The organism is Pseudomonas sp. HMSC063H08, assembly GCF_001813645.1.
GTDB lineage: Bacteria > Pseudomonadota > Gammaproteobacteria > Pseudomonadales > Pseudomonadaceae > Pseudomonas > Pseudomonas aeruginosa.
In genome coordinates this window covers 1-24,608 of sequence record NZ_KV813382.1, presented here as the reverse complement: position 1 = coordinate 24,608, position 24,608 = coordinate 1, and the positions used below count along the sequence as shown (strand labels likewise).

Below are 24,608 nucleotides of genomic sequence, written 5' to 3'. Positions count from 1 at the left end.
GGGTGGGTCAATTTTCCATCAGCGCCAACACATGGACCACTTCCAGTGGATCGTCGCGCTGACCCGGATCATGTCCGCGGTGTTCCGCAAGGGCGGCGACTGCACCTTCCTGGTGGAGGAACTGAAGGCGGTATTCGACCCGCGTGGCGGCTACCTGAAGAAGGGCGGCGTCTACATGCCGTCGATCGTCGCCGAGATCGGCGCAGTGCTGGAGCGCCATCTGATCGCCATCGGCATGCTCGAAGGCCATGCGCTGGACGAGACCCAGCTCAAGTACCTGGCCGAGAAGCGTGCCGCCTACGAGGCGAGCCAGGGTGCGGTGGCGGTCGAGCCGGGCGAGGGTTTCCCGGCCGGCGCGCAGCTGTGCAACAAGTGCAACACCCAGGCGGTGGTGCAGATGGACGGCTGCGCGACCTGCCTCAATTGCGGCAACTCCAAGTGTGGTTGATCCGGTTTCGCTGATTCGCGAGCCGGCTTCGTCAGGCCCCCCTTTACCAGGGCAATCGCATGAAGAGAACCGTTCTCGTTCATACGATCAAAACACAGGCTTTTGTGAAGGGAGACCCCCTCGTCGTTAGCGTTACCACTCTCATGGAAGCTATCCAGCGTCTGGTATTGGATACGGAGGCGCGGGTTGGCACCCCTCACTCCTGCCGGCGCAGCGCTCAGACCGCCACCAGATGATCCTCGCCGACCGCGTCGAAGCGCTGCGGCGGCGCCCGGAAGCCCTGCGGCTTGATCGGATCGGGCGCCTCGAAGGCCTCGAGCAGCGCCTTGAAGTCGCGCCGGCGGTCGACGTCGGGCATGGGCACCGCCTCTAGCAGGCGCCGCGTGTAGGGATGCCGCGGATTGTGCAGCACCTGGTCGCGGCGACCGATCTCGACGATCTTCCCTCCATACATCACCGCCACCCGGTGACAGATGCGCTCGACCACCGCCAGGTCGTGAGAGATGAACAGGTAGCTCAGACCATGCGTCTCGCGCAGCCGCTCGAGCAGTTCCAGCACCTGCGCCTGCACCGAGACGTCCAGCGCCGAGACCGATTCGTCGGCGATGATCAGCTTCGGGTTGAGCGACAGCGCGCGGGCGATGCAGAGGCGCTGGCGCTGGCCGCCGGAGAACTGGTGCGGGTAACGGGTCATGGCGTCGGCGGCCAGGCCGACGTCCTCGAGCAGCGCGGCGACCCGCTCGCGGCGTTCGGCCAGCGGCAGGCGGTCGTGAATCAGCAGCGGCTCGCCGACCAGTTCCAGCACCGTCTTGCGCGGGTTGAGCGCAGCGTAGGGGTCCTGGAAGATCATCTGCACGTCGCGCCGCACGGCCTGTAGCGCCTCGCCCTGCAGGCCGTTGAGCTCGCGGCCGTCGAGCTTCACGCTGCCCTGGTAGGCGAGCATGTTCATCAGCGCCTTGCCGGTGGTGGACTTGCCGCAGCCGCTCTCTCCCACCAGCCCGAGGGTTTCGCCCTGGCGCAGGGTGAAGCTGACGTGCTCCACCGCGTGAACGTTGCGCACCGGTTCGAGCCAGCCGCCACGCACCGGAAAGCGCACGCACAGGTCGTTCACCTCCAGCAGCGGTGGGCGTTCACCGAGCGCCTCGGGCTCGCCGGCGCTGCCCAGCACCGGCACCGCGGCGAGCAACTTGCGCGTATAGGCCGCGGCGGGCGCGGCGAACAGCTGGCGCACCGGCGCCCGCTCCTCCATCCGCCCCTGGTTCATCACCACCACTTCGTCGGCCATCTCGGCGACCACGCCCATGTCGTGGGTGATCAGCAGCAGGCCGGTGCCGAAGCTCTGCTGCAGCTCGCGCATGAGTTCGAGGATCTGCGCCTGGATGGTCACGTCCAGCGCGGTGGTGGGCTCGTCGGCGATCAGCACGTCCGGTCGGCAGAGCATCGCCATGGCGATCATCACCCGCTGGCGCATGCCGCCAGACAGCTCGTGCGGGTACTGCGCCAGGCGCTTCTCGGCGTGCGGCATGCGCACCGCGTCGAGCATCTCGCGGGCGCGCCGGGCGATCTCGCGGCGCCCCAGCGGCTCGTGCCGGCGCAACGTTTCCTCGAGCTGCTGGCCGACCGTCATCAGCGGGTTCAGCGAGGTCATCGGCTCCTGGAAGATCATCCCCAGGCGCTTGCCGCGCAGCGGCTGCAGCTGCCGCTCGGGCAGGCCGAGCAGGTCGCGGCCCTCGAAGATGATCGCCCCGCCGGGCACGCTGGCGGCGCGCGGCAGCAGGCCCATGATCGCCAGCGAGGTGAGCGACTTGCCGCTGCCCGATTCGCCGGCGATGCACAGCGTGCGGCCGCGTTGCAGGGCGAAGCTCAGCTCGTCGACCACCCGCCTGGGGCCAAAGTCGATGGTCAGGCGTTCGACGGAGAGCACGGGGCGGTCGGGGGATGTCGAGGTGTTCACGGCGGTTCTCTGTAGATGTTCTGGCAGGAGCGAGGGACGCCAGCGCCTTTCACGAGCAAGCTCGCTCCTGCGAGGAAGGGCGTCGCCGTCAGGCGAACACCACCTTCGGCACGTAGAAGGACACCACCCAGTTGGGCAGGTCGACGATCTCGCTGATGCGCAGGTCGCCGCACACCGAGCAGAGCATGTAGGCCTGTTCGGCCGGCATCCTGTGCTCGCGGCAGAGCCAGTCGATGGCGCTGCTGACCGCGCCGCGGGCGGCCTGCATCAGGTCCGGGCCAATCCCGGTGAAGGCTTCGTAGCCGGTGCCGTCGAGGTGCCGGGTGACCGGCCCGGGAGTGCTGAAGCGCGGCGCGGCGAGCTTCTCGCCCTTGATCAGGTCGAGCGTGACCACGGCGTTCATCCGGCTTTCGATGGCCGTGCCGCAGACCTCGCCGTCGCCCTGGGCGGCGTGGGTGTCGCCGATGGAGAGCAGCGCACCTTCGACCTCCACCGGCAGGTACAGGGTGGTGCCGGCGGCCAGGTCGCGGATGTCCAGGTTGCCGCCGACGCGCCGCGGCGGCACCACCGAGTGCAGGCCGGGTTCGGCCGGGGCGACGCCGATGGTGCCGGCGAAGGGCTTGAGCGGTATCCGCGCGAAGTCGCCGAAGGCGGCCGGCGCCAGGCTCTCGGTGTCGTACTGCCAGAGCGCCAGGGCCGGTTCGAGGAACTGGTCGGCGAGCAGGCCGAAGCCGGGGATGTTGGCGGTCCAGCCGAAGCCGGACGGCTTGAAGCTGTCGATGGTGACCTTGAGCACGTCGCCGGGCATGGCGCCTTCGACGAACACCGGGCCGCTGACCGGGTTGATCCGGTCGAACGGCATGCTGGTGACGTCGGCGACGACGGAGTCCTTGGTGAAATGGCCGTTGGACGAGTCGTGGCATTCGAACTCGAGGGTAGTGCCGGGCGCCACCCGCTCCACCGGGGTGAAGCTGTTGTCCCAGCCGAAGTGGCTGTGGACGCTGTGAATCGTCTTGACCAAGCAGTTCTGACACATGGGGCGAGGCCCTCCTAGCAGGTCCGCGGCAGCGGGACGGCGAGCGCCCGCTGCCCGGCGGTTATTTCACCGAGATGTAGTCGTAGTTGACCGGCACGTGCACCGGGTCGACGTAGAGCGCGTCGTCGCCGGCCATGCGCGCCGAGCGCACGGTGAAGCGCTGCTCGTTGAAGATCGGTACCCAGGGCGCGTCGGCCATCGCCTCGAGGAACACCTCCTTCCACAGCGCGATGCGCTCGGCTTCCTGCGCCGGGTCGGCCATGGCATCAGCCTGCGCGGCCTTGGCATCGAGCGCCTTGTTGCAGTACAGCGCCCAGTTCCAGCCGCCATCGACCGCCCCGGCGCAACCGAGAATCGGCCCATAGAAATTCGACGGATCCGGGAAGTCGGCGATCCACCCCATACCGCCGGACCAGACCATCGGCGCCTGGTTCGGCTCGCTGCCGGCGGCGATCACGTTGGCCTGCGCCAGCGACTTGATCTGCGCGCGGATGCCGACCTTGGCCAGGTCCTGCTGGATCGACTGGGCGATGCGCGGCTGCGGGTCGGTGTTCATTACGAACAGCTCGGTGTCGAAGCCGTCGGCGAAGCCGGCCTCGGCGAGCAGCTTCTTCGCGTCCTCGACATCGTAGGCGTAGCCCTGGTAGTCCTCGGCGTAGCCGGGCATGGCCGGCGGCAGCGGCTGGTTGGCCGGGGTGGCGCGGCCGTTGATGATGCGCACGATGCGGTCCTTACTGATGGCCATGTTCACCGCCTGGCGCACCTTGAGGTTGTCGAACGGCGGCAGCGTGGTCTTCAGCGTCAGGTAGCCGGTGTGCAGCTGGTCACCGACCACCAGCAGGTCCTTGTACTTCGGGTCCTTGCGGAACTGCAGGAACTTGGCCGGCGGCACGCCGTCGCCGGCGATGTCGACCTCGCCCTTCTCCAGGCGCAGCAGGGCGACCATGGGCTCCTGGCCGACCTCGAAGGTGATGCCGTCCAGACGCGGGATGCCGGCCTTGTAGTAGTCCGGATTCTTCTTGAACACCAGCTTCTGGCCCAGCTGCCAGTCGGCCAGGGTGAAGGCGCCGGTGCCGACCGGGTGCTTGCCGAAATCGGCGCCCCATTTCTCGGCCTCTTCCCTGGGCACCACCGAGGCGAAGTTGATCGCCATCACGTGTAGGAAGGTGGCGTTGGGCGCGCTCAGGGTGATCTTCACGGTGTAGTCGTCGAGCACCTCAATGCCGCTCAGGGTCTCGGCCTTGCCCTCGGCCATGGCGTCGAAGCCGGCGATGGAGTTGAAGAAGCCGGCGCCCGGGCTCTGGGTCTTCGGGTTGACGGTGCGCTCGAGCGAGTACTTGACGTCCGCGGCCTTCATCTCGCGGCCGTTGTGGAACTTTACGCCCTTCTTCAGGGTGAAGGTGTAGACGGTGCCGTCCTCGGAGATGTCGTAGTCCTCGGCGAGGTCCTTCTCCAGCTCGGTGGTGCCCGGCTTGTAGTCCATCAGGCCGTCGAACAGGCTCTTGATCATCGACCAGTTCTGCCAGTCGTAGCCGATCGCCGGGTCTAGCGTGGCCACGTCGTTCTGGTAGGTCACCACGATGTCGCCACCGGCCTTGGGCTCGGCGGCCAGCAGCGGGCCGGCGAACAGGGTGGCCGCGATGGCCAGGGAAATTGCCTTGCGCTTCATGCTCCTTGCCTCTTTCTGGTTAGTGTTTCTTGACGTCGATGCGCGGATCGACCAGTGGAACGGTGAGGTCCGCGATCAGGTTGCCGAGGACGATGGCCAGTGCCGACACGGTGGTCACGCCGACGATCACCGGGATGTCCACCTGCTGGATGGCCTGCCAGGCGAGCTGGCCGATGCCCGGCCAGCCGAACACCGACTCGACCACCACCAGCCCGCCCATGAAAATGCCGATATCGATGCCGATCATCGGGATCACCGGGACGATGGCGTTGGGCAGCACGTGGCGGGCGATCACCCGCAGCCGGCTCAGGCCCTTGGCGCGGGCGGTGCGGATGAAGTCCTGGTGCAGCACCTCGATCATCGAGGAGCGTGTCATGCGCGCGTACCAGCCGCTGCCGAGCACGCCAAGGGTCAGCGCCGGCAGCAGCAGGTGCTCAACGCCGCCGTAGCCACCGAGCGGGAACCAGCCGAGCTTCACCGCGAAGAAGTAGAGCGCGAGCATGGCGGCGATGAACTGCGGCGCCGACACGCCGACGAAGGAGAAGGCCATCAGCAGCTTGTCGGCGAAGCCGCCGCGGCGCAGCGCGGCGATCACCCCGAGGCCGATGCCGATCAGCAGCTCGAAGCCGATGCCGGCGGCCATCAGCTGCAGCGAAGGCTTCAGCCGTGCGCCGATCAGCTCGGCCACCTCGCTGCGCTGGATGTACGAGCGGCCCAGGTCGCCCTGTACCAGGCCGGCCAGGTAGCGCCCGTACTGCACGTAGAACGGCTGGTCGAGCCCGAGCTGGGCGCGGATGCTGGCCACCACCTCAGGGGTCGCGCTGCGCCCGGCGATTTGCCGCGCCGGGTCGGCCGGCAGCATGAACAGCAGCAGGTAGGTGATCAGGGTGACGCCGAGCAGGATCAGCAGCGAGTAGCCGAGGCGGCGCAGGATGAAAGGAGCCATCAGCGTCTCCCCGACAGGGTCGGGTCGAGCTCGTCGCGCAATGCGTCGCCCACCAGGTTGAAGGCCAGCGACAGCAGCACGATGGCCGCCCCGGGAAAGAACACCAGCCAGGGCGCCTCGGTGAAGTAGGTCTGGCTCTCGAAGATGATGTTGCCCCAGCTCGGCGTCGGCGGCTGTACGCCCACGCCGAGGAACGACAGGGTCGCCTCCAGCAGCACGGTTGTGGAGATGCCCAGCGTGGCCCAGACCAGAATGGTAGGCAGCAGGTGCGGCAGCAGGTGGCTGAACAGGATGCGCCGGGCGCTGGCGCCGAGGGTGCGCTCCACCGCGACGAAGTCGCGCGCGGCCAGGGCCACCGTCTCCGAGTAGATCACCCGGGCGATCTGCACCCAGTTCACCATGGCGATCACCAGCGCGACGATCCACACGCTCGGCTGGAAGATCGCCGCCAGCGCGATCGCCAGCAGCAGCGCCGGGAAGGCCATCATCAGGTCGGTAAAGCGCATCAGCACGCTGCCCAGCCAGCCGCGCACGAAGCCGGCGGTGAGCCCGACCAGGGTGCCGATCAGCACCGCCAGGCCGTTGGCAACCAGGCCGATGAAGAGCGAGGTGCGCGCGCCGTAGACCAGCCGCGAGAACAGGTCGCGGCCGAGCAGGTCGGTGCCCAGCCAGTAGGTCGAATCCGGCGGCAGCGGCGCGCCTTCCAGCGACAGGCCCTCGATGTACTGCTCGGAGGGGTCGTAGGGGCTGAGCCAGGGAGCCAGCACGGCGAAGGTCACCACGGTCAGCACGAACAGCAGCGACAGCGCCACCGAGGGGCGCCGCAGCAGCGCCAGCAGGATGTTCATCGCTGCCGCTCCTGCCGCGGATCGGCGCCCAGGCGGTCGACCTCGAATTCGGCACAGAGCGCCTCGACGCTGCGGTTGAGGCGCATCGACAGCTCGCGCAGTTGCTCGTAGGCCTGCTGCTCGGTCAGCGTCCGCTCCACCATCAGCCGCGCCAGGGTGCGCGCCAGCAAGGGCCCGGCCTCGACCCGCCGGGCCAGCGCCGCCTGCTGCCGGTTCGCCTCGGCCAGCCGAGCGCGCAGCCCGATGGCCATCATCAGCGTGGTGTACACCGAGCCCTGGGTGATCGGCTTGTTCAGTAGTGCGGTGACGCCGAGCTCGATGGCGCGCTGGATCTGCGACAGCGTCTCGTGGGCGGTGAGCGCGATCAGCGGCACGCCGGCGGCCTCGAGTCGGGCCAGGGTCGCCGGGCTGGCGAAATGCTCCAGTTCGACGATGGCGGCGAAGCAGCCATCGAGCGCCGGCAACGTGTCGGCGGCCACCGCCTCGGCGGTGATGCCCAGGCGCCGCAGGCTCTTATGCAGGCTGGCCAGGGTGCGCTCGTCGCAGTCGACCAGCAGCAGCCGGCCGTTCTCGAAATCGGGACGCGACAGGGACTTCATTTGACGATCCTCAGGTGCTGCCGGGGGACCTCGTGACGCAGCGCCTGGAAGGCGCCGAGGTCGGTGGCGGTGAGGTAGGGGTCGGCGGGCAGCGCTGCGGCCTCGCTGTGCAGCAGCTCGAAGCGGCCGGCGCGCAGCTCGGCGATGTGGCAGGGCAGGCTCGAATGGTTGTTGCGCGACGACACCCGCAGCTCGCCGAGCACGCCGGGCAGCGGATGCCGGTAGAGGTAGTCGCAGATCACCTCGGGCGCGTCGCTGCCGGTGTGCTGCAGGGCCTCGGCGAAGGCGTGCACCGCCACGTAGGCGCCGGTGTAGTAGTGCGAGCAGCGGTCGAGCCCGTGCACCAGTTGCTGGCACCGGCTGAATTCGGCATGCACGCTCTCGAAGAACGGACCGCAGGACAGCAGGCGCAGGTTCGGCCGCTCGCCGACCTCGCCCAGCTCCGCCTCGGTGAGGTTGCAGCTGAGCACCGGCAGGCGGATGCCGGCCTGCGCGCAGGCGGCGTCCAGCTCGCGCAGGAAGGCGTAGGAGGACTCGCCCACCAGGTTGTTCAGCACGAACGAGGGCGCCTGGCCCATGAGCGTGGGAATCGCCTCGGCGAAGCCGGTGCCGCCCAGGTGCACGTACTTCTCGCCGAGCACCCGGCCGCCGGCCAGCTCCAGCACCTCGCGGGCGATCCGGTTGCTCTCCCAGCCCCACACGTAGTTCGAGCCGATCAGGTAGCCGCGCGCGCCGAAGGTGGCCAGCGCGTAGCGCAGCAGCGGCACCAGCGTCTGGTTCGGGCAGGCGCCGAGGTAGAGCACGCTCTCGCTGCTCTCGAAGCCCTCGTAGGGGCAGCCATACCAGAGCAGCCCGCCCTGCTGTTCCAGGTCGGGAATGATTTCCTTGCGGCTGGCCGAGGTGATGGTGCCGAACAGGTGCCGCACGCCCTGCTGCATCAGCGCGGCGGTTGCCTCGCCGTAGCGGCTCAGCTCGCCACGCGGGTTGCAGTGGGTGGCGGCCAGCTGGAAGTCCAGCTGCGGGTCGGCATTGATCTCGGCCAAGGCATCGCGGGCGCCAGCCAACGCATGGCGGGCCATCCGGCGGTAGGTGCCGTCGGTGGAGAGCAGCAGGCCGATGGGCAGTGTTCGACGCATTTTTCCGTGTTCCCAGAAACGAAAAAAGCCCGATCGACCAGCAGGCTGGTGGATCGGGCTTCATTACCCGGCGCCCGGGGGCGCGAATGGTCACAAGGCTTACGAGGCAGAGCCCGGCTTGCAGTGGATGCGCTTGCCCATGAAAAAAGTATGCCAGATCGCCAACAACGGCCCTGGGCAGGCGGTGGGGCGACGCCCAGCCGCCCAGCCCGCACCACAACAGGTCGCACAATCGCTGTCACGCGCCAGCCTGGTGCGAAATGCATGCAGCCGCTCAAGCCTCGCCGGGCCCGCAGGGTGCGCCGTGCGCACCGCGTATCCATCAGCGCATCACGAAACGCCACTTCTCGCTGTCGAGCGACGACGAATGCCGTGAGGCGATCCTCGCAAGCGTTGCGTTGTTCGCATCGCAGTGCCGTGCAGCCCGCAGAAACTGCAATCTTCCAGGGCACCGACGCAGGGCAATCGCTTGAAGGCTGGCCAAGCCCGAGAAGTGCAGCGCGATAGGTATCGGAGGTGGATGCAACCAGGCGGCGGGTCTTGATACCTCCCTTCTTGCCAGTGGGGTCGAGCCGAAACAGGTTGAGGACATTCAGCTAATCCACCGGCAGTTCATTGATAGGTCATCGAGACTTCGCTCCGTAGCCACCGTGGCTGCACTCGTCTACCGCAAAATGTCGGTGGCAGTCCTGCAAAAACCACTGACCCGCCACAAGCGCTCACTGGGGCACCTCCGCCGAACTAGCCAAATACACCCTCGTGACGACAGAACTCTCCGCCAAATCGCCCATATCCAGCGTGCGCCTCCGGAATAGATCACTAGACCTCGACTGGTCTAGTCTTTCACTCACTCTATTCGAATGACATTGCAAGCTATATAACGAATAGCCGGCCAGAGATTGGCACCGATTGCCTAGGGAGAGAGGCGAATGATTGAGTCAATACGGATAGTGGGGGTGGCTTCGTATGGACAAGAGGTACAAGCGCTTGATGGGCTGACGAAGTTCAACTTTATCTACGGTGCCAATGGGTGTGGCAAAACCACAATTTCCAGGGTGATCGACAACCCCACTCGTTATCCGAGTTGCCATGTTGGCTGGAAGAGCGGCGTGCCCCTTCAGGCTATGGTCTACAACCGCGACTTCGTTGCACGTAATTTCGGCCCTTCCGCAGAGCTCAAAGGCATCTTCACCCTCGGTGAAAAGAACGTCGAGAATGTTGCCAAGATCGCGGCACTCAAACAGGAGTCCGGTAGCTGTAGTGGACGCATCAGCAGTCTGAGGGAGACTCTAGAAGGGCTGGATGGTCTGGGAGGAAAACGCAAAGAACTCGCCGATCTCGAGGCTTGGTTTCAGGAGACATGCTGGGCCCAGAAAAAAAAGCACGATAGTGCATTCGCTTTGGCATTCCAGGGCGTACGCAACAATGCCGAGAACTTCAAGGTCCGTGTGCTGCAGGAGCATGCTGGGAATTCTGCAGCATTGGTTTCGTTGGCCGATCTCCAGGAGAAAGCCAAGACCATTTTTGGCCCCTCACCTATGTTGGAGCCCCGCGTCGTATTGCCTTCGTTCGATGCGCTGTTGTCCCACGAATCGAATCCGATCCTGAGCAAGCGCGTTCTGGGCCGGGAAGATGTCGATATCGCGGCAATGATCAAGGCGCTGGGCAACAGCGATTGGGTGCGGCAGGGCCGGGCTTACTTCGATGAGGCGACAGGAGTCTGCCCTTTCTGCCAGCAAGCCACAGAAGCCTCGTTCGCGGCCAGTCTGGAGGCCTATTTCGACGAAACGTTTCTGGATGACAGTCGTGCCATTGATGAACTGGCTAAGACCTATGCCGCGGCGGCCGATCACCTTTTGGCGCAATTGTCCGAGATCCTTAATGCGCCTTCCCGATTCCTCGATGCGGAAACACTGAAGACAGAAGTGGCGCTGCTGGCTTCTCGGATTGCCCTCAATCGTCAGCATCTTGCCGATAAGCAACGCGAGCCAAGCCAGCTCATTGCACTGGAACCTCTGGCTGACGCTCTGGGCGCGATCTCCCAGGCACTGGCGCTTGCCAACGAGCAGATCGAGTCACACAACGCTACGGTAGCTAATCTGGGCAAAGAAAAGCAGCAATTGGCAAGCCAGGTGTGGAAACACATCGTCGCCATCGAGCTGGCGCCCGCATTGCAGGATTGCTCGACGAAGAAGCGAGGGTTGGTGGGCGCGATCACTGCCTTGAACGGAAAGATCGAAGCGGCGGAAGCAGACCGGCGTCAGGTGGAGAAAGAAATAGCTGAGCTGGAGCGTGCGACCACCAGCATCCAGCCGACCATCGATGCAATAAATACCTTGCTAGCCTCGTTCGGTTTTCATGGTTTCTCCCTAGCCAAGGCAGATAGCGGTACCGCCTATGTGCTGCGGCGACCGGATGGTATGGATGCGAAGGAAACCTTGAGCGAAGGCGAACGTACCTTCGTCACCTTCCTCTATTTTTACCATCTGCTCAAAGGCAGCGATTCGGAAAGCGGCGTGACGACTGACCGTATAGTGGTCTTCGACGATCCTGTGTCGAGTCTGGATAGCGACATCCTCTTCATCGTTAGCAGCCTGATCAAGGCGCTGTTCGATGAGGTGCGCCAAGGAACCGGTCACATCAAACAGGTTTTCGTACTGACCCATAACGTCTACTTCCACAAGGAAGTGAGCTTCAACGCCCGGCGCACTGATAGAAACGCGATGCGCAGCGAGGAAACCTTCTGGGTCGTCCGAAAATCCCACCACTCTTCAAGAGTAGAGGCCCACACAAGCAACCCGATAGTCACCTCATACGAAATGCTGTGGGCGGAGGTACGACGGGCCGACCGATCCAACCTTTCAATCCAGAACACCCTCAGACGCATTCTTGAAAACTACTTCAAGATCCTCGGTGGAACCGATACCGACGACATCTGCAACCTGTTCGAGGGGCGTGAGAAGGTCATATGCCGATCGCTTTTTTCATGGGTCAACGATGGTTCCCACTTCGCACACGATGACCTGTATGTCGCTGTCGACGATGCAATGGTGGAAAGCTACCTGAATATCTTCAAGGCGGTCTTCGTCAAATCCGGGCATTTGGCTCACTACAAGATGATGATGCGAGAAGCATACTCAGACGATTCTGAGATCGCGGCCAAAACTCAGGAACAGCAGGCCGATGCACAGGGGGCCGTCCATGCCTGAACAATATGAGGCTTGGATACATTCATACTGCGTAGCAGAGAAGCCTACTCAGCGCTTATGACAGCATCCGATCCGAATCGCCTTATCGCCTCGCTGGTACGGGATCAGGTCAATCTTGACCTGAAAACAGCGGATGTCTGCTTTCTCGCAGGTCTGTACCTGCGAGCGGACAAGGCTGGGCTTGCGTCGTTCGAGGAAGATCTGCTGATCGACCTGTTTGAACAGGTCTGCGATGTCGTCGAACCCGCTGCCGAAAATCCGCGCAAGCGCGCGACGCACGCCATTCAACGATTACGCGAGCAGCGCATGCTGGCCCGAGTTGATGGCGCCGGCATCGTTCGGGCGGGCGAGTATGCGCTGACACGACTTGCTGCTGCGGTTATCGAATACTTTCTGGCGGACGAGGCCCTGACTCGGGAAAGCCTCAGCCTACTGACCGGTACCTTGCGCGCTCAACTTGCCGACATCCTGGCGACAGCCAGGAAGGCCCATAGCGATGAGGATTGGCGTCAGCGCGTGGTCGCCCCCCTGAGGATCACGGTCGGTGACATGGTGGCGGGTATCGAACGTCGGCAGCGGGGGCTTGATGCCCAGCAGGAGGAAATCCAGGCGGAAATCGCTAGCCTGCTGTCGAACGACTGGTTTAGCGCAATCGATCGATGCCAGAGCCTGCTCGACGCAACGACCCACACATTGCGCGAGCTCAATGAAATCCTGCTGCGAGACACACACCATTTCGTTGCGTTGCTCCAGGACATCCAGGCGCTGGCCGTTTCAGCAGAAAATGTCGAAGCCGAGGGAGCCGCACAGCGGGTCATCGAACATGTAGACCGGATCGGAGCCTGGGGCGGTGCACGCCAAAAGGCATGGTCCGAATACTACCAGTATGTACACCGCTACCTGCGCGACGTGGTCAGACTGGATCCTGATCGGGCGCTGAGCCAGCGCTTGCGCGATCAGATTGCGGAGTGGGGAAACAGGCCTTTCCATCTACTAGCTGCGCATGCAGGCTCTATCTGCCTGCTACGTACACTTGAAGCACGCGTCGAGCGTCCGGTGGTGGCCAGGCCAAAGACTGATCGTGAGGCCGAACCAGCCTGGGTGGAAGCTGAAAATGCGCTGGCAGATATCGAAGTGTTGGTGAGTCGGGCGCTCGACGAGGGCGTAGATACCTTGGCGGGGCTAACGGTGCAGGTACTCGCCACGCTGACCGACGATAGCCAATACGTGGCTGCGGGTCGCATCGCTGACGCAGCTGCAAGGCTAGCCCGATTGCGTTCAAGCCGCGAGCGGCTATGGCTAGAAGTGGGCGAACAGCTCGAGGTCGAGGAATGGACTGTCCAGGGCCGGAGGAAAGTGGAGTGAGCGATGCCGTATTCGATTCTCTGGAAGAGGTGATTGTCGACGAGCGATTCCCCGAGGTGGATCTGATGCTGCGACGTGGACGCCATATCGGTCGAGATGATGGCTGCCCCTATGATTACCTGGTGGAGGCACAGGCGCTGCTCGAACCTTTTTATCGGCGTTTCGGTTGTGAGCTGATCCAGCAGAGCGATGGCTATTTCTATTTGCTGCCCAGCGGCGAGCGGCTGGGGCGACGTCAGCTATCCGTCGGCGAAATGCTTATCGGGCAGGTGCTGGCGCTGATGTATCTCGATCCCGCGACTTTGCAGCATGGCGGCATGGCGACACGTGAAGCGCTATTGCAGCGGCTGTCCGGATTACTGGGCACCGATGTGCTGGTGCGTACGCTAAATCCGCGTAGACGCAAGTATGACGAACGCATTGCCGCTGAAACTGTGCGAGGTAAAGCGGACGAGGCGCTGCGTAAGTTAGCTGAGCTGGGTTTCATCGATGTGGTTGATGCGGCCAGATTGCGCCTGCGTCCGGCACTCATGCGCTTTGCCGAGCCAGTTCGCGGGCTCACAGATCCCAGCGACGCCCTAGAGCGGCTGGTTGCGCGTGGAGAGGTATTACTGGGTGATGCTAACGACATGGATGACGATAGCGGCGACGCGGAGGGGGAGGAAATGTTGTCATGAGTCGAACGCGTGCCGATGCTTTAGCCCTGGTCAATTGGAAAGGTGTCTTCTACGAGCGTTATCTACTCGATCGGCATGTCACTGCGCTGGAAGGCAGCAACGGTGCCGGCAAGACCACGGTGATGATTGCCGCCTATGTCGCTCTGTTGCCCGATATGTCCCGCCTGCGCTTCACCAATCTCGGCGAGACTGGAGCGACTGGCGGCGACAAGGGTATTTGGGGACGTCTAGGTGATCCCGGACGCCCTTCCTACGTGGTGGTAGATTTTGCCCTTGCAGGTGCACAGAGGCTGCTGGCTGGGGTGCATCTGGAACGCAAAGGTGAACCCTCCGTGGAGCCTACCCCATTTATTGTCTGGGGCCTCGACCCTGCGATCCGATTGCAAGATCTGCTGCTGGTTGCACAGGGGGGCGTCGAGTCTGTGCCGGAGTTGCAGGAGTTGCGCGACAACGCGGCGCGGCTCGGTGGGCGATTACAATCTTATCCCTCCGCCCGGGAGTACTTCGCCGCGCTATTCGACCAGGGAGTCATGCCACTGCGCCTTGGTACCGACGAGGAGCGTAATAAGTTTAACGATATGTTGCGTACCAGCATGACCGGCGGCATCTCAAGGGTGCTCACTTCGGAGCTACGCTCGTTCCTGCTCAGAGAGCAAAGTGGCCTCGCTGATACCTTGCAGAGGATGCGATCAAACCTGGATTCCTGCCGGCGCACGCGGGTAGAAGTGCAAGAGTCGCGCCGCCTGGAGCAAGAAATCGGCAGTATCTTCGAAGCCGGCCAGGCCATGTTCGCAGCAGCTTTCCTTGCCACCCGTGAACGGGCCGATGAGCTGGCACGCCGGGTAGCCGAGGCGCAGAGCGCACGCGATCAAGCCTTCCAGGCGCAAGAGGGAGCGCGCAGAGTACTCGACGAAACCTTGGCCGAGCTGAATACGCTCGATACTTGCAAAGATGAACTCGACCGCGTACTTGGAACCGCCCGCGACTGGCACGGCAGACTGAAGGACTCCTTAGCGGCGCTACGCAACCTGCAACAATGTGTCTCCCTGCTCGCGGAAGCTGAGACAGCGGCACAACAAGCGGGCAGGCTACGAAGCGAATCTGAAACGTTGCGGACTCGCAATCGCGAGGAACTCAAGCGTGCCCGGGAGGGCTACAAACGCGCTGCCAAGGGGCTCGCCGATCTGCAGCAGGGCATCGAAGAGTTGCATCGCCGGGCTGCTGCTTATCGTCAGGCAATTCGACGGCTACGGGAAGCCGAGGCGCATTTGCAGACCGTACCTTTGCTTCCTGCGCAGTTCGCCGATCAGCTTATGTCGGTACGCCACATGCTCGAATGCGTCGATCAGGAACGTCGGGAGGCAAGGACGCGCCTGTCCGATGCGCTGGAGCATCGTGCGCGTCATGAGCAGCTCATGGAGGCTGTGTGGCGGCTAGCGGGACGGGATGTCGAAATCACCGCTGCGTACGATGTGACCACCGAAGCGGTGCACCGTCATCGGACACTGAGCGTACTTGCCGAGCAGCTTCCCGACATTGAGGCGAAACTGGCCGAAGCGCAACAGCTGCAGGCCCGGCAGGCCCGGGTGTGTGCAACGGCGAGGGAGCTGGGCGTGGTTCTCACCCAGGCGCCTGCCATTGAAGTCGTCGACGCGTTGCTGAGTGATACTGAAGTCGAGCAATCCACACATGAACAGGCACAACGGGCGGCCAATGAAGAACTTGCTGAGCTACGGCGCCGGCGTGAGGAGCTGCAGCAACAGCATCGGCAGTTAATGGCACGCGAGCCGCAATGGCAGACTTTGGCGGAGTGCGCCGTCCGCATTTCCGATCACCTCGATACCCATGTGACGGACCGGGCCAGTCTGGATGCAGCTCGTGCCTGTTTGAGCACAGAGCACGCCGAGGCAGCCCGGGTCGAACAGGGGGCACGGCATGTACAGGAGCAGCTGCTCCGGGACGCACGTGACCTGCTGTCGGCCGGCGGGCCGTTCTCGCCCGCGTTGCTGCAGCTCAAGGACAGGCTCGGCGCCGAGCTGCTGGCTGGCAGCTACGAAGAAGTGGCGATCGAGGAAGCGGCTGTGCTGGAGGCCCGACTTGGCCCCCTGGCACAGGCACTGGTCGTCGATGATCCCGCTGCGGCAGCTCGTGCCTCTGTCGACCGGCCAGAGGAACTGACAGACGTGCTACTGGTGTCACGTGATGCCGATCTCTACCGTCTGGCCGATTCCTCCGACACTACGATGGCTAACGAAGGTGATTTGCTCGTCCAGGAAGGGATTGCCCTGCGTATGTCGCGTATTCCTGCCAAGCCGCGGCTGGGACGGCGTGCGCGCGAGAGACGGGCGGCCGAGCTGCAGGCGCAGGCCGAAGAGAAAACGTTCGAACTAGAGAATGCGAGGAGCCAGCGCCGCACGCTGGAACGGTTGCAGGAGAATGGCGACACGCTGCTCGCCGGGCTGGAGGTCTGGCTGGCAGGTGACCCCGCGGACGCCATCATCGAGGTGCAGCAGGCGATCGCCTTGGTCGGTGAACAGATCGAGCGACAGAGCGACATGGCTGATCGCCATGCTGCGGCTGCACAGGCACTGCAACCCCGTATTGGCAGGCTGCGTTCGCTGTTGGCCGAGGCGATTCTGCTTGATCCTCCTGACCACGGCGAGCGGGCGCAGATACTCAGTGAAAGGGCATCGCAGGCAGGCGAGGCCAGGGACTGGGTTACCGCCAACCAAGAGGATGTTCTGTATGTGGAGAACGGACTTGGTGATTTGCGCCAGCTTCCGTTGTCGGACACGGACATAGAGGATCTGACGCGCCACGCCGACACTCTGGAAGGCCGGCGCCGGCAACTCGATGCAGGGATCGAAGCCCTCGAATACCTGTGCGACAACGCTGAGGCGCTCGCCTGGGAGGAAGCGCCGCGCCGGCTCGAAGACTCGCAGGAATTAATACCGGCCCTGAAGGAGCAACTGAGCGAAGCGGAAGGCTTGCAAGAGGCAGCCGAGGAAAGGGTGAGCCAAGCTGAGGCACGATATGACCAAATTACCGAGCACTTCCAAGAAGTGGAAGGCCGACGTCAAATCGCCAGTCAGGAGCATGCGGCTGCAACGACTCGATTCAACGGGATAGGTATCCCTGCTCCGACGGAAGAAGCGGTAGTGGATGCAGCTAAAGAGGTCGTACGGCAGGAAGAATCGCTGCGTGCTCTAGAGCACCGACGACAGGAATTGAATAGAACCGTCGGTACGCAGCAGGAAGCCCAGCGAGCAGCGCAGGAACGCCTGATCGCAGCCGATGAGAAACTCACCAGCGAGCGCCGTGAGGCCGAGCCTGCAACGAGGCGGTGGAGTGAACTACATGATCGGGCACAGCGCCACGGCCTCATAGGCAATCTACTCGGCAATGATCCCGATGGGCCAGGCGGTATTCGCGGCCATGTCAATCTCGTACAGATCGCGACAGCGCGGCGTGACGTCTTGCTAGAACGGTTACACAACGCACGAGGCGGGGACGCTCTGCTCTCTGAGCTTGAACTGGTACGAAGTCCATCGGCAGACGCCGCTTTCGCTGATCCTATTCTTGAACTCTGGCTGGCTGTGCGCGACTGGCTGCGCCACCGCCTGCCGGCACAGGTGGCCGAGGTCGATGACCCGCGCGAAGCGCTCATCCGGCTGCGTGACCAACTATCTGACCTCGAAGAGCGTCTCGCCCGTCAGGAAAGCGACCTGCGTGGAGCTAGCGAAGACGTAGCACGAGGCATTGACGTACAGATCCGCAAGGCGCGTGGCCAAGTCACTCGCTTGACCAAGAATCTAGAAAAGGTCAGCTTCGGCAGCATTCAGGGCATCCGTGTGCGCATGCAGGCTGTCGAACGTATGGAGCAGATCCTTCGCGCCCTGCGTGAAGGTGCGGCTCAGGAGCTGCTATTCCAGGCGGACATGCCGATCGAGGAGGCGCTCGACGAAATCTTTCGTCGCTACGGCGGTGGACGCTCAGCAGGGCAGCGTCTGCTCGATTATCGGGAATACGTGCATCTGCAGGTGGAGATCCGTCGCAAGTCCGGCACCGAGTGGGAAGTCGCCAACCCGACACGTTTGTCGACCGGCGAGGCGATCGGTGTCGGCGCTGCGCTGATGATGGTGGTTCTCACCGAGTGGGAGCGCGATGCGACCTTGCTGCGCGGTAAGCGCGCTCACGGTTCGCTGCGTTTCCTGTTCTTGGACGAAGCCAATCGCCTGTCGCCAGACAATCTCGGCGTCCTGTTCGATTTGTGTCAGACACTGGATCTGCAGTTGATGATCGCGGCCCCCGAAGTGGCACGTGCCGAAGGCAATACGACTTATCGCTTGGTGCGCCAGGTGACGCCCGAGGGGCGCGAGGAAGTTCTGGTGTTCGGTCGTCGCACTAGGAGCGTAGGCTAATGTGGCAGACGCCGCAGCAGCGCATCGCTCTGCTCGAGTTGCTGGTGCAGGGGACGCTCAAGCGCCGCGCCTCACAGGTGAAAGCGTATGACACTCTGGCAGAGCTATCCTGGATCCGCTCGACCGGCCGGCGTGATCAGATTGCCTTGGTAGAGGCTCGCCGCACTGAACTCGTTGCGCTGCTTGAGCGGGTATGGCCGGACTGGCAGGAAGCGCTGGCGGCACTTACAGCGGGTGGGTTTTCCCCCACGCCTGATGGTTGGACTCGCTTGGAAGATGCGCGCCGCGCAGGGCGGCTTCCGGCGCTGCCAGGACGTCTCAATCGCCGGACTGCAGCCGCGCTAACCGCGCCCCACTCCAAAGCGGTACTCACGCCGCGCCGGCAAGCCGCGCTTGCCGGCACCGAAGCGACCCACGACGGATTGTTACGCTTGCGACCACCGCGTGGATTGGTGGCACAGACCGAGCAGGGTGTCCTGGATCTGTGGAAGCTTGCCCGTATTCTTGGTGAAGCACCGATCCCGGAGCGGGCCTTCCTGGATGGCCTCATCTTGGAAGGTCCCTTGCGAGCGGTCTTGCTGGTGGAAAACTCTGGCGCTTGGCGTGACCTGCCGATGCTGGACGGATGGCTTTTGGCTCATGTCCCTGGCTGGGACATAGCCACTGTTGTGCATCTACTCGCTCAGGTGCAGCCCGAGGTTCCTGTCGTTCACTTTGGTGATCTCGACCCGAACGGCGTACGAATCTTCCTGAAACTACGAGAGCTTCGGTCGGATCTGTGCTGGTTCGTTCCATCCTTCTGGACCGAGTGCGTTGAGCCTAGGAAGTTGAAAAAGCCATGGCCTGCTGGGCTTGATCTTCGTCATGCGCCCAAGCTGGTGCATGATCTCGTGGACAAAGGTCTTTGGTTGGAGCAGGAGCCTTTGGTGGTCGACTCTAGGATGAGAAGTGCTCTTGAGTCGACCATTCAACTAGTCGTCGATTGAGGGGCTCGAAGGACACCGAGTGCTCAGGGATGCGCAACGAGTTGTTCTACCTCGGCGACGATCTCAGCTGCGGTGCAGCCCAGGGGGTTAGCTAGCTTGATCAAGGTGGTGATCGTGGGCTGATTGATGCCCCGTTCCATCAGGCTGACGTAGTTACGCTGCAATTCCGCCTCATGGGCCAATTGCTCCTGGGTGAATCCTGCTTCGACACGGCGTCTGCGCAGGACCTTTCCGAACGCCAATCCGACTTCCACAGATGACTCCCCAAAAGGGAGGACTATCTGGGCGGCGTCATCTCTGGTCTTCACAGTATATTGTGAATTTGGTAAAACGTGACTTTATGGCATGGCGTCACCCTCCAGCGAATTGCAGGGCCGCTTTCCTACACATGCCGTCTTCGCAATCGGCTGTAATTCAGGTGCAAACGATTAATTGCCGATAATTAAGCAGTTAAATAGAAGGATGTTAAAAATATATGAGGATTATTGGCATAGCTGCTTTCGCATCATTTGCAATACTTTTGCAGTCAGGAGCCTTCGCTGGCGAAACTGGAGTTCAGCAGCTTGTTAAAAGATGCGAGTCTGCTTCTAAGGCGCGTGGGACATCACCTGCACTCTGCTCGTGTACGCTGAAGCAGATGCAGGAGTATGGGTTCTCTGATTCGGAGATCGTTAATTTTTCTCGACGAGACTTCAAGCCAAAGGATCTACATGAAGCTGAACGCCATATGGACTACAGCATTAAGGTTCGATTAATAGCAGGGCAGTGCGGCTGATTAGTTTTTCCACAGTCGTCAGTCTAGTCGTACGCCATTGATTATTCGGCTTGCCGTAAAGGATATTATGCGAGGCTTTTCTAGGTTAATTTCATTAGCTTTTGTTAGCTCCATTCTTGCTGGTTGCGGCAGCGAGGATTTCACAGGTGCATATCGTTATAAGATAGCTGGTGGGGAGAGAGTCATTGTTCTCAACGTTCACGGTGATGAGGCCGAGATATTTGGAGAGGACGCGAGAGATGGTCGCATCAAGCCGCTGGTTAAAATGAAAGTTTCAGTAAAAGATAAAAAACTTCTCCTTGACGACGTTAACAGCTCCGAGCGCTTGGCTCTAACGCGAAATGTAGATGAGCAGAGTGTCGATTGTCTAAACTGCAAGGTGCTTGGAATCAATGATGCGGCGGTTTGGAAATATGACCCTCAAGGGCCCTATGACGTAGAGCGGATGCTGAAAGACCAAGCACTTAAGGATGAAAAAGCATTAAATGCCGAACTGCTCAAGATGCAGGAGCAAATTTATGAGCAGGCCAAACGAGACGAGGAAGCAACCAAACTAGGTGCATATGAAGGGGACTGGGTTTATCAGAGGACAACGAAACAAGACCCCTTGATCATTATGACTATCTGGCGCAAAAATCAGATTAAACGCTGGTCGTTCCGATTTGAATCCATGGATCGCATAGGGCAGGAAGCACCAGGGTTCGAGGTCTCAGATGTTGGATTGAAAGTCAAAGTCGGCTCTGAGAACCGCCTATATAGCCTCAGCCCTGATAAGCAGATACTGACCTGCGCGACCTGCAACAGACCTGAGCGCTGGGTCAAAGCTGACCCCAAGAAAGACCTCAGCGATCGCAATTACGCTCGACAGATGGCTGGTAATCCGTAAATCGTAAGAGACCCTGTCCAAATTTGCATTGAACAGGGGCTTATTTCGCTACTGTGCGTATCGGAGTTCTGAAATTTGGGCAATTGCCTCCGATACTCATACCAGTTGAGCCGCTCTCAAGAGGAAGAGAGGAATATCTGAGTGTTTTCCTCCCCAGCCGCCGAAACTTTACACCTGATGCGCTCCATGATTTCTTCTCCAAGCTCGCGTGATGCAAAGTCGAACCTGAGCTGGTAAGACTTTTCGCTGCGCTCGGCTTCCCAATACGAAAGCCCCTGATCAAACTGGATGGTCAGTTGATTACCGGAGCGCAGCTTAAGCTGTAGCCGGCGGTAGTGCGGCAAGGTAGGCAGGCTTAGCACCTCTCCCTCGCGGCCGCAGTACGCCAGAGCCTGGCGGAGGGCCTCATCGCGCTCGCGAGCTGAGTGCCAGTCATGCCGGTACTGCCAAGGCGAGCGATTGTCTTCCCGCTGATATTGTCGGCCTAGGATTCGGATAGCGAAATCTGCATCACTCAGCCGTCCGAGCTCGTGGATCACGCTGACCAGCAGATTCACAACTAGCGGGCTGCATACGTAACGGTCGCTGTAAACCAGTTCTGTAATTGGATCCTTGCCTGTGAGGGCATCATTAATCAGGCCATTGGCCTCAGTACCTAGGTGCTCCCAGAACCGACGAGCAAAGTTGTCGAGCGAGCCATCCAGCTGATTGCCGATCTCGATCTTGATCAAGCCAGGGGGTGGGGCCGGCATGAGATCGGCAGCATTCAAGATGCGCTCTGCCTTGAGGTCGGAGGGGGTGCCTCGGATGATCCGTGCACCGGCCTCCGCTAGATCCCATGTGTGGCCAGGTGCGGCCAGGTTCGTATTGTCGCTAGCCCAGGCAATGCAGCCTTGTGGGCCTTGCAGTGAGACATTGAGTGCCAGCGCCCCGAGATCCGGTATGGAATTGTGTAGGCATATCTGTACTCCGTTGAAGGCTAGCTTTGCCAACCATTCCTTTTGGTCTCTTGGCAGGCTGGAAACGGTACTTTCCAGTAAATGTAATTGCACTAGGTGTCCGACGCTTTCCCAGCTATGCAGTTGATGCCTCAGGCGGCGTGCGACAGCAAGATCCCACTCTTCGGCGGGTGCAGTGAAGTAAATGGCTACGGTCTTCGCGTTGTCGTCCCTAGTAATCGCTCTTTCGACCGCTTCCTGTAGAGTGGCGATTTCTGCCTGGCTTTTCGGACCAAAGACAGCGAGCTCGGCGGGCAGCGCCAGGCCGGCAAGCCAAGTCTGATTGATCCACTCCAGCGCGACGTGACGATTGAGGCGCTCGGCCTCGAAGCGGGTATCGAAACTGAGTAGGCAGTTCTGGCAGGCATGCGAGCAGTTGCAGCTGTCCAGACGAGCGATGACCTTTCGCCACAGGCTGGCTTCATTCAGCCGCTCCGCGGCCTGGGTGGTGTAGCCACCGCTGCGCAGGTCGAACACCTGGATGGCGCGGGTTGGCTGGCCATCGACCTTGATCGGATGGCTTGCGCAGCCCAGCTCTTCGGTTTGTATGCCCAGATCGGCGGCAATCGCCTCGCGCAGCGCCACGGCAATCGAGTAGGCGGTGATATCGTCGTTGAGCAGTTCGCCGCTGGTAGGGTTGCGCAGCACCAGTTCCAGCGCATCGGTCAGGCTGTCATGGCCAAGGTGGACGTTCTGTTTGATCTTCCAGCTGTTGTGGCTGCCGGGGCAGATGTTTGTCCCGTCGCCTTGTTCATTGCTTTTGCCACCGCGCAGGCGGCGGTGCTGTGCCTTCTGGCGGAAAATAGCCGGCAGATACTGTTCATTGGCAGGGGCGGATGCATCGGGATAGCTCAGCATGGGCTCGGCCTTGCCGCACTCCAGGCAGATGGCAAAGCCCTTCTGGTTGGCGCCCGAGGTGTAGTTGAACAGCTGCGCCTGCTGGCTGGCGCGGAACTGGCCGAGTGCCGGGTTGGCCAGGCAGACCCAGCTGGCCGGCACGTTCAGCCAGGGCGCATTGACCGGCACATAGGGGTTTGGGGAGCAATGGAACCAAAAACCAACGTAAGCCCTACCAACGCTTTTCGGTGTCTTCTTCCCAGGCGCCCATCTCGACAAAACAGTTGCGCATGTCGGCCTCCTGGCTGATCTCGGTCAGCAGGTCATGCACGCTCTTGTCCAGCTCATCGTCGCTCCGATACGGAATGGTCAACTCATAGTGGCCGGCATCCAGCCGCTTCATGCCATAGGGCTCCAGGCAGTAGCGCTCAATGTTCTCCGTGGCCCGCTTCCGGCCGCGCACGAACTTGCTGTTATTCACCACCGCGAGGCGCAGGGTGACGGTGGCCACCCGCTCGGCGGCGGGCGGCTCTGCCGGCGACGCGGCCGAAGGCTGCTGGTCGCGTGACCTGGCGCTCTTCTGGTACGCGCCGATCTCGACACCACGGTGGCGCAGGTAGCTGTACAGGGGATGTAAGCCGGAACCCCAGAAATTTCCGTCACCCTAGTTGGGTGGGCTCAACACTCGTGTCACCAGCTACCTTCTGGAGAATCGAGCTCGGCCATCCCTCCCTGGACGGGCATCGCTCGACGATGTTCAACGGCTCCCTCACGGGGCCGTCGTTTTGTGGGGGCTATTCCATCCACAAGTCGTCGAGGTTCTTGAAGTTCCAGAGCGTCGGGTCTTCGGGGCCAGTGATACTGTCCTTGCAACTCGTGGCCGCCAGGTCGATGGTCTGCATCGGGATCGGCTCTCTCGAGCGTAGCGAGAAGAACACGCGAACCTTGGGAGTCAGCAGTGATTCCATTCCCGGCTCAACGACAACGGCCAGACGCTGAGAGGACAGGCGAACCAAGGAGCCGACGGGGTAGATGCCCACGGCCTTGACGAAGGCGTGGAAGATGCGTTTGTCGAAATGGCCCTCCCACTTGGCCATCTGCCGCATCGCCGCGGACGGGTCCCACGGCTTTTTGTAGGCTCGCTCCGACGTCACGGCATCATAGACGTCGCAGATTGCGCCCATGCGGGCCAGGAGTGAAATGGCGTCACCGGCCAAGCGATCCGGGTAGCCGGTTCCGTCGATCTTCTCGTGATGGTGCAGGGCAATGTCCACCACCCCGGGCTCGGCCCCGCCTGCGCGCAGCATCTTTGCGCCCTCCACAGGGTGGCGCTTCATGATGGCGAACTCGGCATCGGTGAGCTTGCCTGGTTTGTTAAGCACTTCCAGCGGCATCGCGGCCTTGCCTAGGTCGTGCATCAGTCCGCCGATGCCAGCCAGGCGCGTTTGCTCCTCGTCTAGATCGAGATGCCGGGCCAGCGATAGCATCAGGGCGCAGACGGCAACCGAGTGCAGGTAGGTGTAATCGTCGTGCGTTTTGATGCGTGCGACGCTGATGAGGGCATGAGGTTGGCGCAGCACCGAGGCAGCGATTTCTCCGACCAGCGGCAACGTCGTGCTTGGGTCGACGGCCTTGCCAAGCCGGGCTTCCTGGAACATGTCCATGACTTGGGACTTGGCCGCAAGACAGAGTTTCCGTGCATAACACATTTCGCTCTCCATTGAGGTTGCGCCGTCACTTTTCTTGCTTAGTGGACTAGACGGCAGAGATTGCTCCTCCGACAATTCTCTGGGCTCTGGGCTCTGGGCTCTGGGCTCT

At 62.0% G+C, this 24,608-nt stretch carries 16 protein-coding genes and 2 pseudogenes; 7 read left to right on the top strand and 11 right to left on the bottom strand.

Annotated features, from left to right (window positions below; all coding sequences use genetic code 11):
• A pseudogene (locus HMPREF2924_RS07720) lies at positions 1 to 448 on the top strand (NrdJb); the annotation flags it as partial.
• Positions 449 to 665: 217 nt separating this feature from the next.
• On the opposite strand, the gene HMPREF2924_RS07715 reads toward HMPREF2924_RS07720, so the two are convergent.
• The 7 genes from HMPREF2924_RS07715 to HMPREF2924_RS07685 form a co-directional block, all read right to left on the bottom strand.
• Positions 666 to 2,402, bottom strand: coding sequence for an ABC transporter ATP-binding protein (locus tag HMPREF2924_RS07715; RefSeq protein WP_003160985.1), 1,737 nt, complete (start codon positions 2,400 to 2,402; stop codon positions 666 to 668).
• Between the two features lie 88 nt (positions 2,403 to 2,490).
• Positions 2,491 to 3,438 carry an acetamidase/formamidase family protein gene (locus HMPREF2924_RS07710; protein ID WP_003160984.1) on the bottom strand — a complete coding sequence of 316 codons (948 nt, stop codon included), beginning with the start codon at positions 3,436 to 3,438 and terminating at the stop codon, positions 2,491 to 2,493.
• 61 nt (positions 3,439 to 3,499) lie between these two features.
• Positions 3,500 to 5,107, bottom strand: a complete 1,608-nt coding sequence (locus tag HMPREF2924_RS07705; protein WP_003160983.1) for an ABC transporter substrate-binding protein — start codon at positions 5,105 to 5,107, stop codon at positions 3,500 to 3,502.
• Positions 5,108 to 5,126: 19 nt separating this feature from the next.
• On the bottom strand, positions 5,127 to 6,053 hold the full coding sequence (locus HMPREF2924_RS07700; protein WP_003160982.1) for an ABC transporter permease: 927 nt from the start codon (positions 6,051 to 6,053) through the stop codon (positions 5,127 to 5,129).
• Positions 6,053 to 6,901 (bottom strand): ABC transporter permease, encoded by an 849-nt coding sequence (locus HMPREF2924_RS07695; protein WP_003160981.1) that lies wholly within the window; start codon positions 6,899 to 6,901, stop codon positions 6,053 to 6,055. The genes HMPREF2924_RS07700 and HMPREF2924_RS07695 overlap by 1 nt, the downstream gene beginning before the upstream one ends.
• Positions 6,898 to 7,500 (bottom strand): ANTAR domain-containing response regulator, encoded by a 603-nt coding sequence (locus HMPREF2924_RS07690; protein ID WP_003160980.1) that lies wholly within the window; start codon positions 7,498 to 7,500, stop codon positions 6,898 to 6,900. Before HMPREF2924_RS07690 ends, HMPREF2924_RS07695 begins: the two co-directional genes overlap by 4 nt.
• On the bottom strand, positions 7,497 to 8,636 hold the full coding sequence (locus tag HMPREF2924_RS07685) for a transporter substrate-binding protein (RefSeq protein WP_003160979.1): 1,140 nt from the start codon (positions 8,634 to 8,636) through the stop codon (positions 7,497 to 7,499). Before HMPREF2924_RS07685 ends, HMPREF2924_RS07690 begins: the two co-directional genes overlap by 4 nt.
• A 929-nt stretch (positions 8,637 to 9,565) precedes the next feature.
• On the opposite strand from HMPREF2924_RS07685, the gene HMPREF2924_RS07680 reads away from it, so the two are divergent.
• Genes HMPREF2924_RS07680 through HMPREF2924_RS07660 form a run of 5 tightly spaced genes read left to right on the top strand, consistent with a single transcriptional unit; the run spans position 9,566 to position 19,294 of the window.
• Positions 9,566 to 11,845, top strand: coding sequence for an AAA family ATPase (locus HMPREF2924_RS07680; RefSeq protein ID WP_031634164.1), 2,280 nt, complete (start codon positions 9,566 to 9,568; stop codon positions 11,843 to 11,845).
• Positions 11,846 to 11,902: 57 nt separating this feature from the next.
• Positions 11,903 to 13,210, top strand: a complete 1,308-nt coding sequence (locus tag HMPREF2924_RS07675; RefSeq protein ID WP_031634166.1) for a condensin subunit F — start codon at positions 11,903 to 11,905, stop codon at positions 13,208 to 13,210.
• Positions 13,207 to 13,887, top strand: coding sequence for a chromosome partition protein MukE (locus tag HMPREF2924_RS07670; RefSeq protein WP_003160975.1), 681 nt, complete (start codon positions 13,207 to 13,209; stop codon positions 13,885 to 13,887). Before HMPREF2924_RS07675 ends, HMPREF2924_RS07670 begins: the two co-directional genes overlap by 4 nt.
• A complete protein-coding gene (mukB, locus tag HMPREF2924_RS07665; RefSeq protein WP_031634167.1) occupies positions 13,884 to 18,308 on the top strand; it encodes a chromosome partition protein MukB in 4,425 nt (1,474 codons plus the stop codon). Before HMPREF2924_RS07670 ends, mukB begins: the two co-directional genes overlap by 4 nt.
• Positions 18,308 to 19,294: a Wadjet anti-phage system protein JetD domain-containing protein gene (locus HMPREF2924_RS07660; RefSeq protein ID WP_003160972.1), complete on the top strand. Its 987-nt coding sequence runs from the start codon at positions 18,308 to 18,310 to the stop codon at positions 19,292 to 19,294. Before mukB ends, HMPREF2924_RS07660 begins: the two co-directional genes overlap by 1 nt.
• A gap of 23 nt (positions 19,295 to 19,317) precedes the next feature.
• Here the strand turns inward: HMPREF2924_RS07660 and HMPREF2924_RS07655 are convergent, their stop codons facing one another.
• Positions 19,318 to 19,548 carry a helix-turn-helix domain-containing protein gene (locus HMPREF2924_RS07655; protein ID WP_023086883.1) on the bottom strand — a complete coding sequence of 77 codons (231 nt, stop codon included), beginning with the start codon at positions 19,546 to 19,548 and terminating at the stop codon, positions 19,318 to 19,320.
• A 588-nt stretch (positions 19,549 to 20,136) separates the two neighbouring features.
• Between HMPREF2924_RS07655 and HMPREF2924_RS07650 the strand changes: the two genes are divergently transcribed.
• On the top strand, positions 20,137 to 20,955 hold the full coding sequence (locus tag HMPREF2924_RS07650) for a hypothetical protein (RefSeq protein WP_023086884.1): 819 nt from the start codon (positions 20,137 to 20,139) through the stop codon (positions 20,953 to 20,955).
• A gap of 116 nt (positions 20,956 to 21,071) precedes the next feature.
• On the opposite strand, the gene HMPREF2924_RS07645 is transcribed toward HMPREF2924_RS07650, so the two are convergent.
• The 3 genes and pseudogenes from HMPREF2924_RS07645 to HMPREF2924_RS07635 form a co-directional block, all read right to left on the bottom strand.
• Positions 21,072 to 22,979, bottom strand: a complete 1,908-nt coding sequence (locus tag HMPREF2924_RS07645) for a DUF1998 domain-containing protein (protein WP_226342734.1) — start codon at positions 22,977 to 22,979, stop codon at positions 21,072 to 21,074.
• A gap of 43 nt (positions 22,980 to 23,022) precedes the next feature.
• Positions 23,023 to 23,418: pseudogene (locus HMPREF2924_RS07640) on the bottom strand (recombinase family protein); the annotation flags it as partial.
• A gap of 166 nt (positions 23,419 to 23,584) precedes the next feature.
• A complete protein-coding gene (locus tag HMPREF2924_RS07635) occupies positions 23,585 to 24,454 on the bottom strand; it encodes an HD-GYP domain-containing protein (protein ID WP_223198360.1) in 870 nt (289 codons plus the stop codon).
• Between the last annotated feature and the right edge of the window lie 154 nt (positions 24,455 to 24,608).

Excerpts from the sequence above, each read along its gene's own strand:
- HMPREF2924_RS07710 (WP_003160984.1), bottom strand. The coding sequence starts at position 3,438 with ATGTGTCAGAACTGCTTGGTCAAGACGATTCACAGCGTCCACAGCCAC.
- HMPREF2924_RS07705 (WP_003160983.1), bottom strand. The coding sequence starts at position 5,107 with ATGAAGCGCAAGGCAATTTCCCTGGCCATCGCGGCCACCCTGTTCGCC.
- HMPREF2924_RS07700 (WP_003160982.1), bottom strand. The coding sequence starts at position 6,053 with ATGGCTCCTTTCATCCTGCGCCGCCTCGGCTACTCGCTGCTGATCCTG.
- HMPREF2924_RS07695 (WP_003160981.1), bottom strand. The coding sequence starts at position 6,901 with ATGAACATCCTGCTGGCGCTGCTGCGGCGCCCCTCGGTGGCGCTGTCG.
- HMPREF2924_RS07690 (WP_003160980.1), bottom strand. The coding sequence starts at position 7,500 with ATGAAGTCCCTGTCGCGTCCCGATTTCGAGAACGGCCGGCTGCTGCTG.
- HMPREF2924_RS07685 (WP_003160979.1), bottom strand. The coding sequence starts at position 8,636 with ATGCGTCGAACACTGCCCATCGGCCTGCTGCTCTCCACCGACGGCACC.
- HMPREF2924_RS07680 (WP_031634164.1), top strand. The coding sequence starts at position 9,566 with ATGATTGAGTCAATACGGATAGTGGGGGTGGCTTCGTATGGACAAGAG.
- HMPREF2924_RS07675 (WP_031634166.1), top strand. The coding sequence starts at position 11,903 with ATGACAGCATCCGATCCGAATCGCCTTATCGCCTCGCTGGTACGGGAT.
- mukB (WP_031634167.1), top strand. The coding sequence starts at position 13,884 with ATGAGTCGAACGCGTGCCGATGCTTTAGCCCTGGTCAATTGGAAAGGT.
- HMPREF2924_RS07660 (WP_003160972.1), top strand. The coding sequence starts at position 18,308 with ATGTGGCAGACGCCGCAGCAGCGCATCGCTCTGCTCGAGTTGCTGGTG.
- HMPREF2924_RS07650 (WP_023086884.1), top strand. The coding sequence starts at position 20,137 with ATGCGAGGCTTTTCTAGGTTAATTTCATTAGCTTTTGTTAGCTCCATT.
- HMPREF2924_RS07635 (WP_223198360.1), bottom strand. The coding sequence starts at position 24,454 with ATGGACATGTTCCAGGAAGCCCGGCTTGGCAAGGCCGTCGACCCAAGC.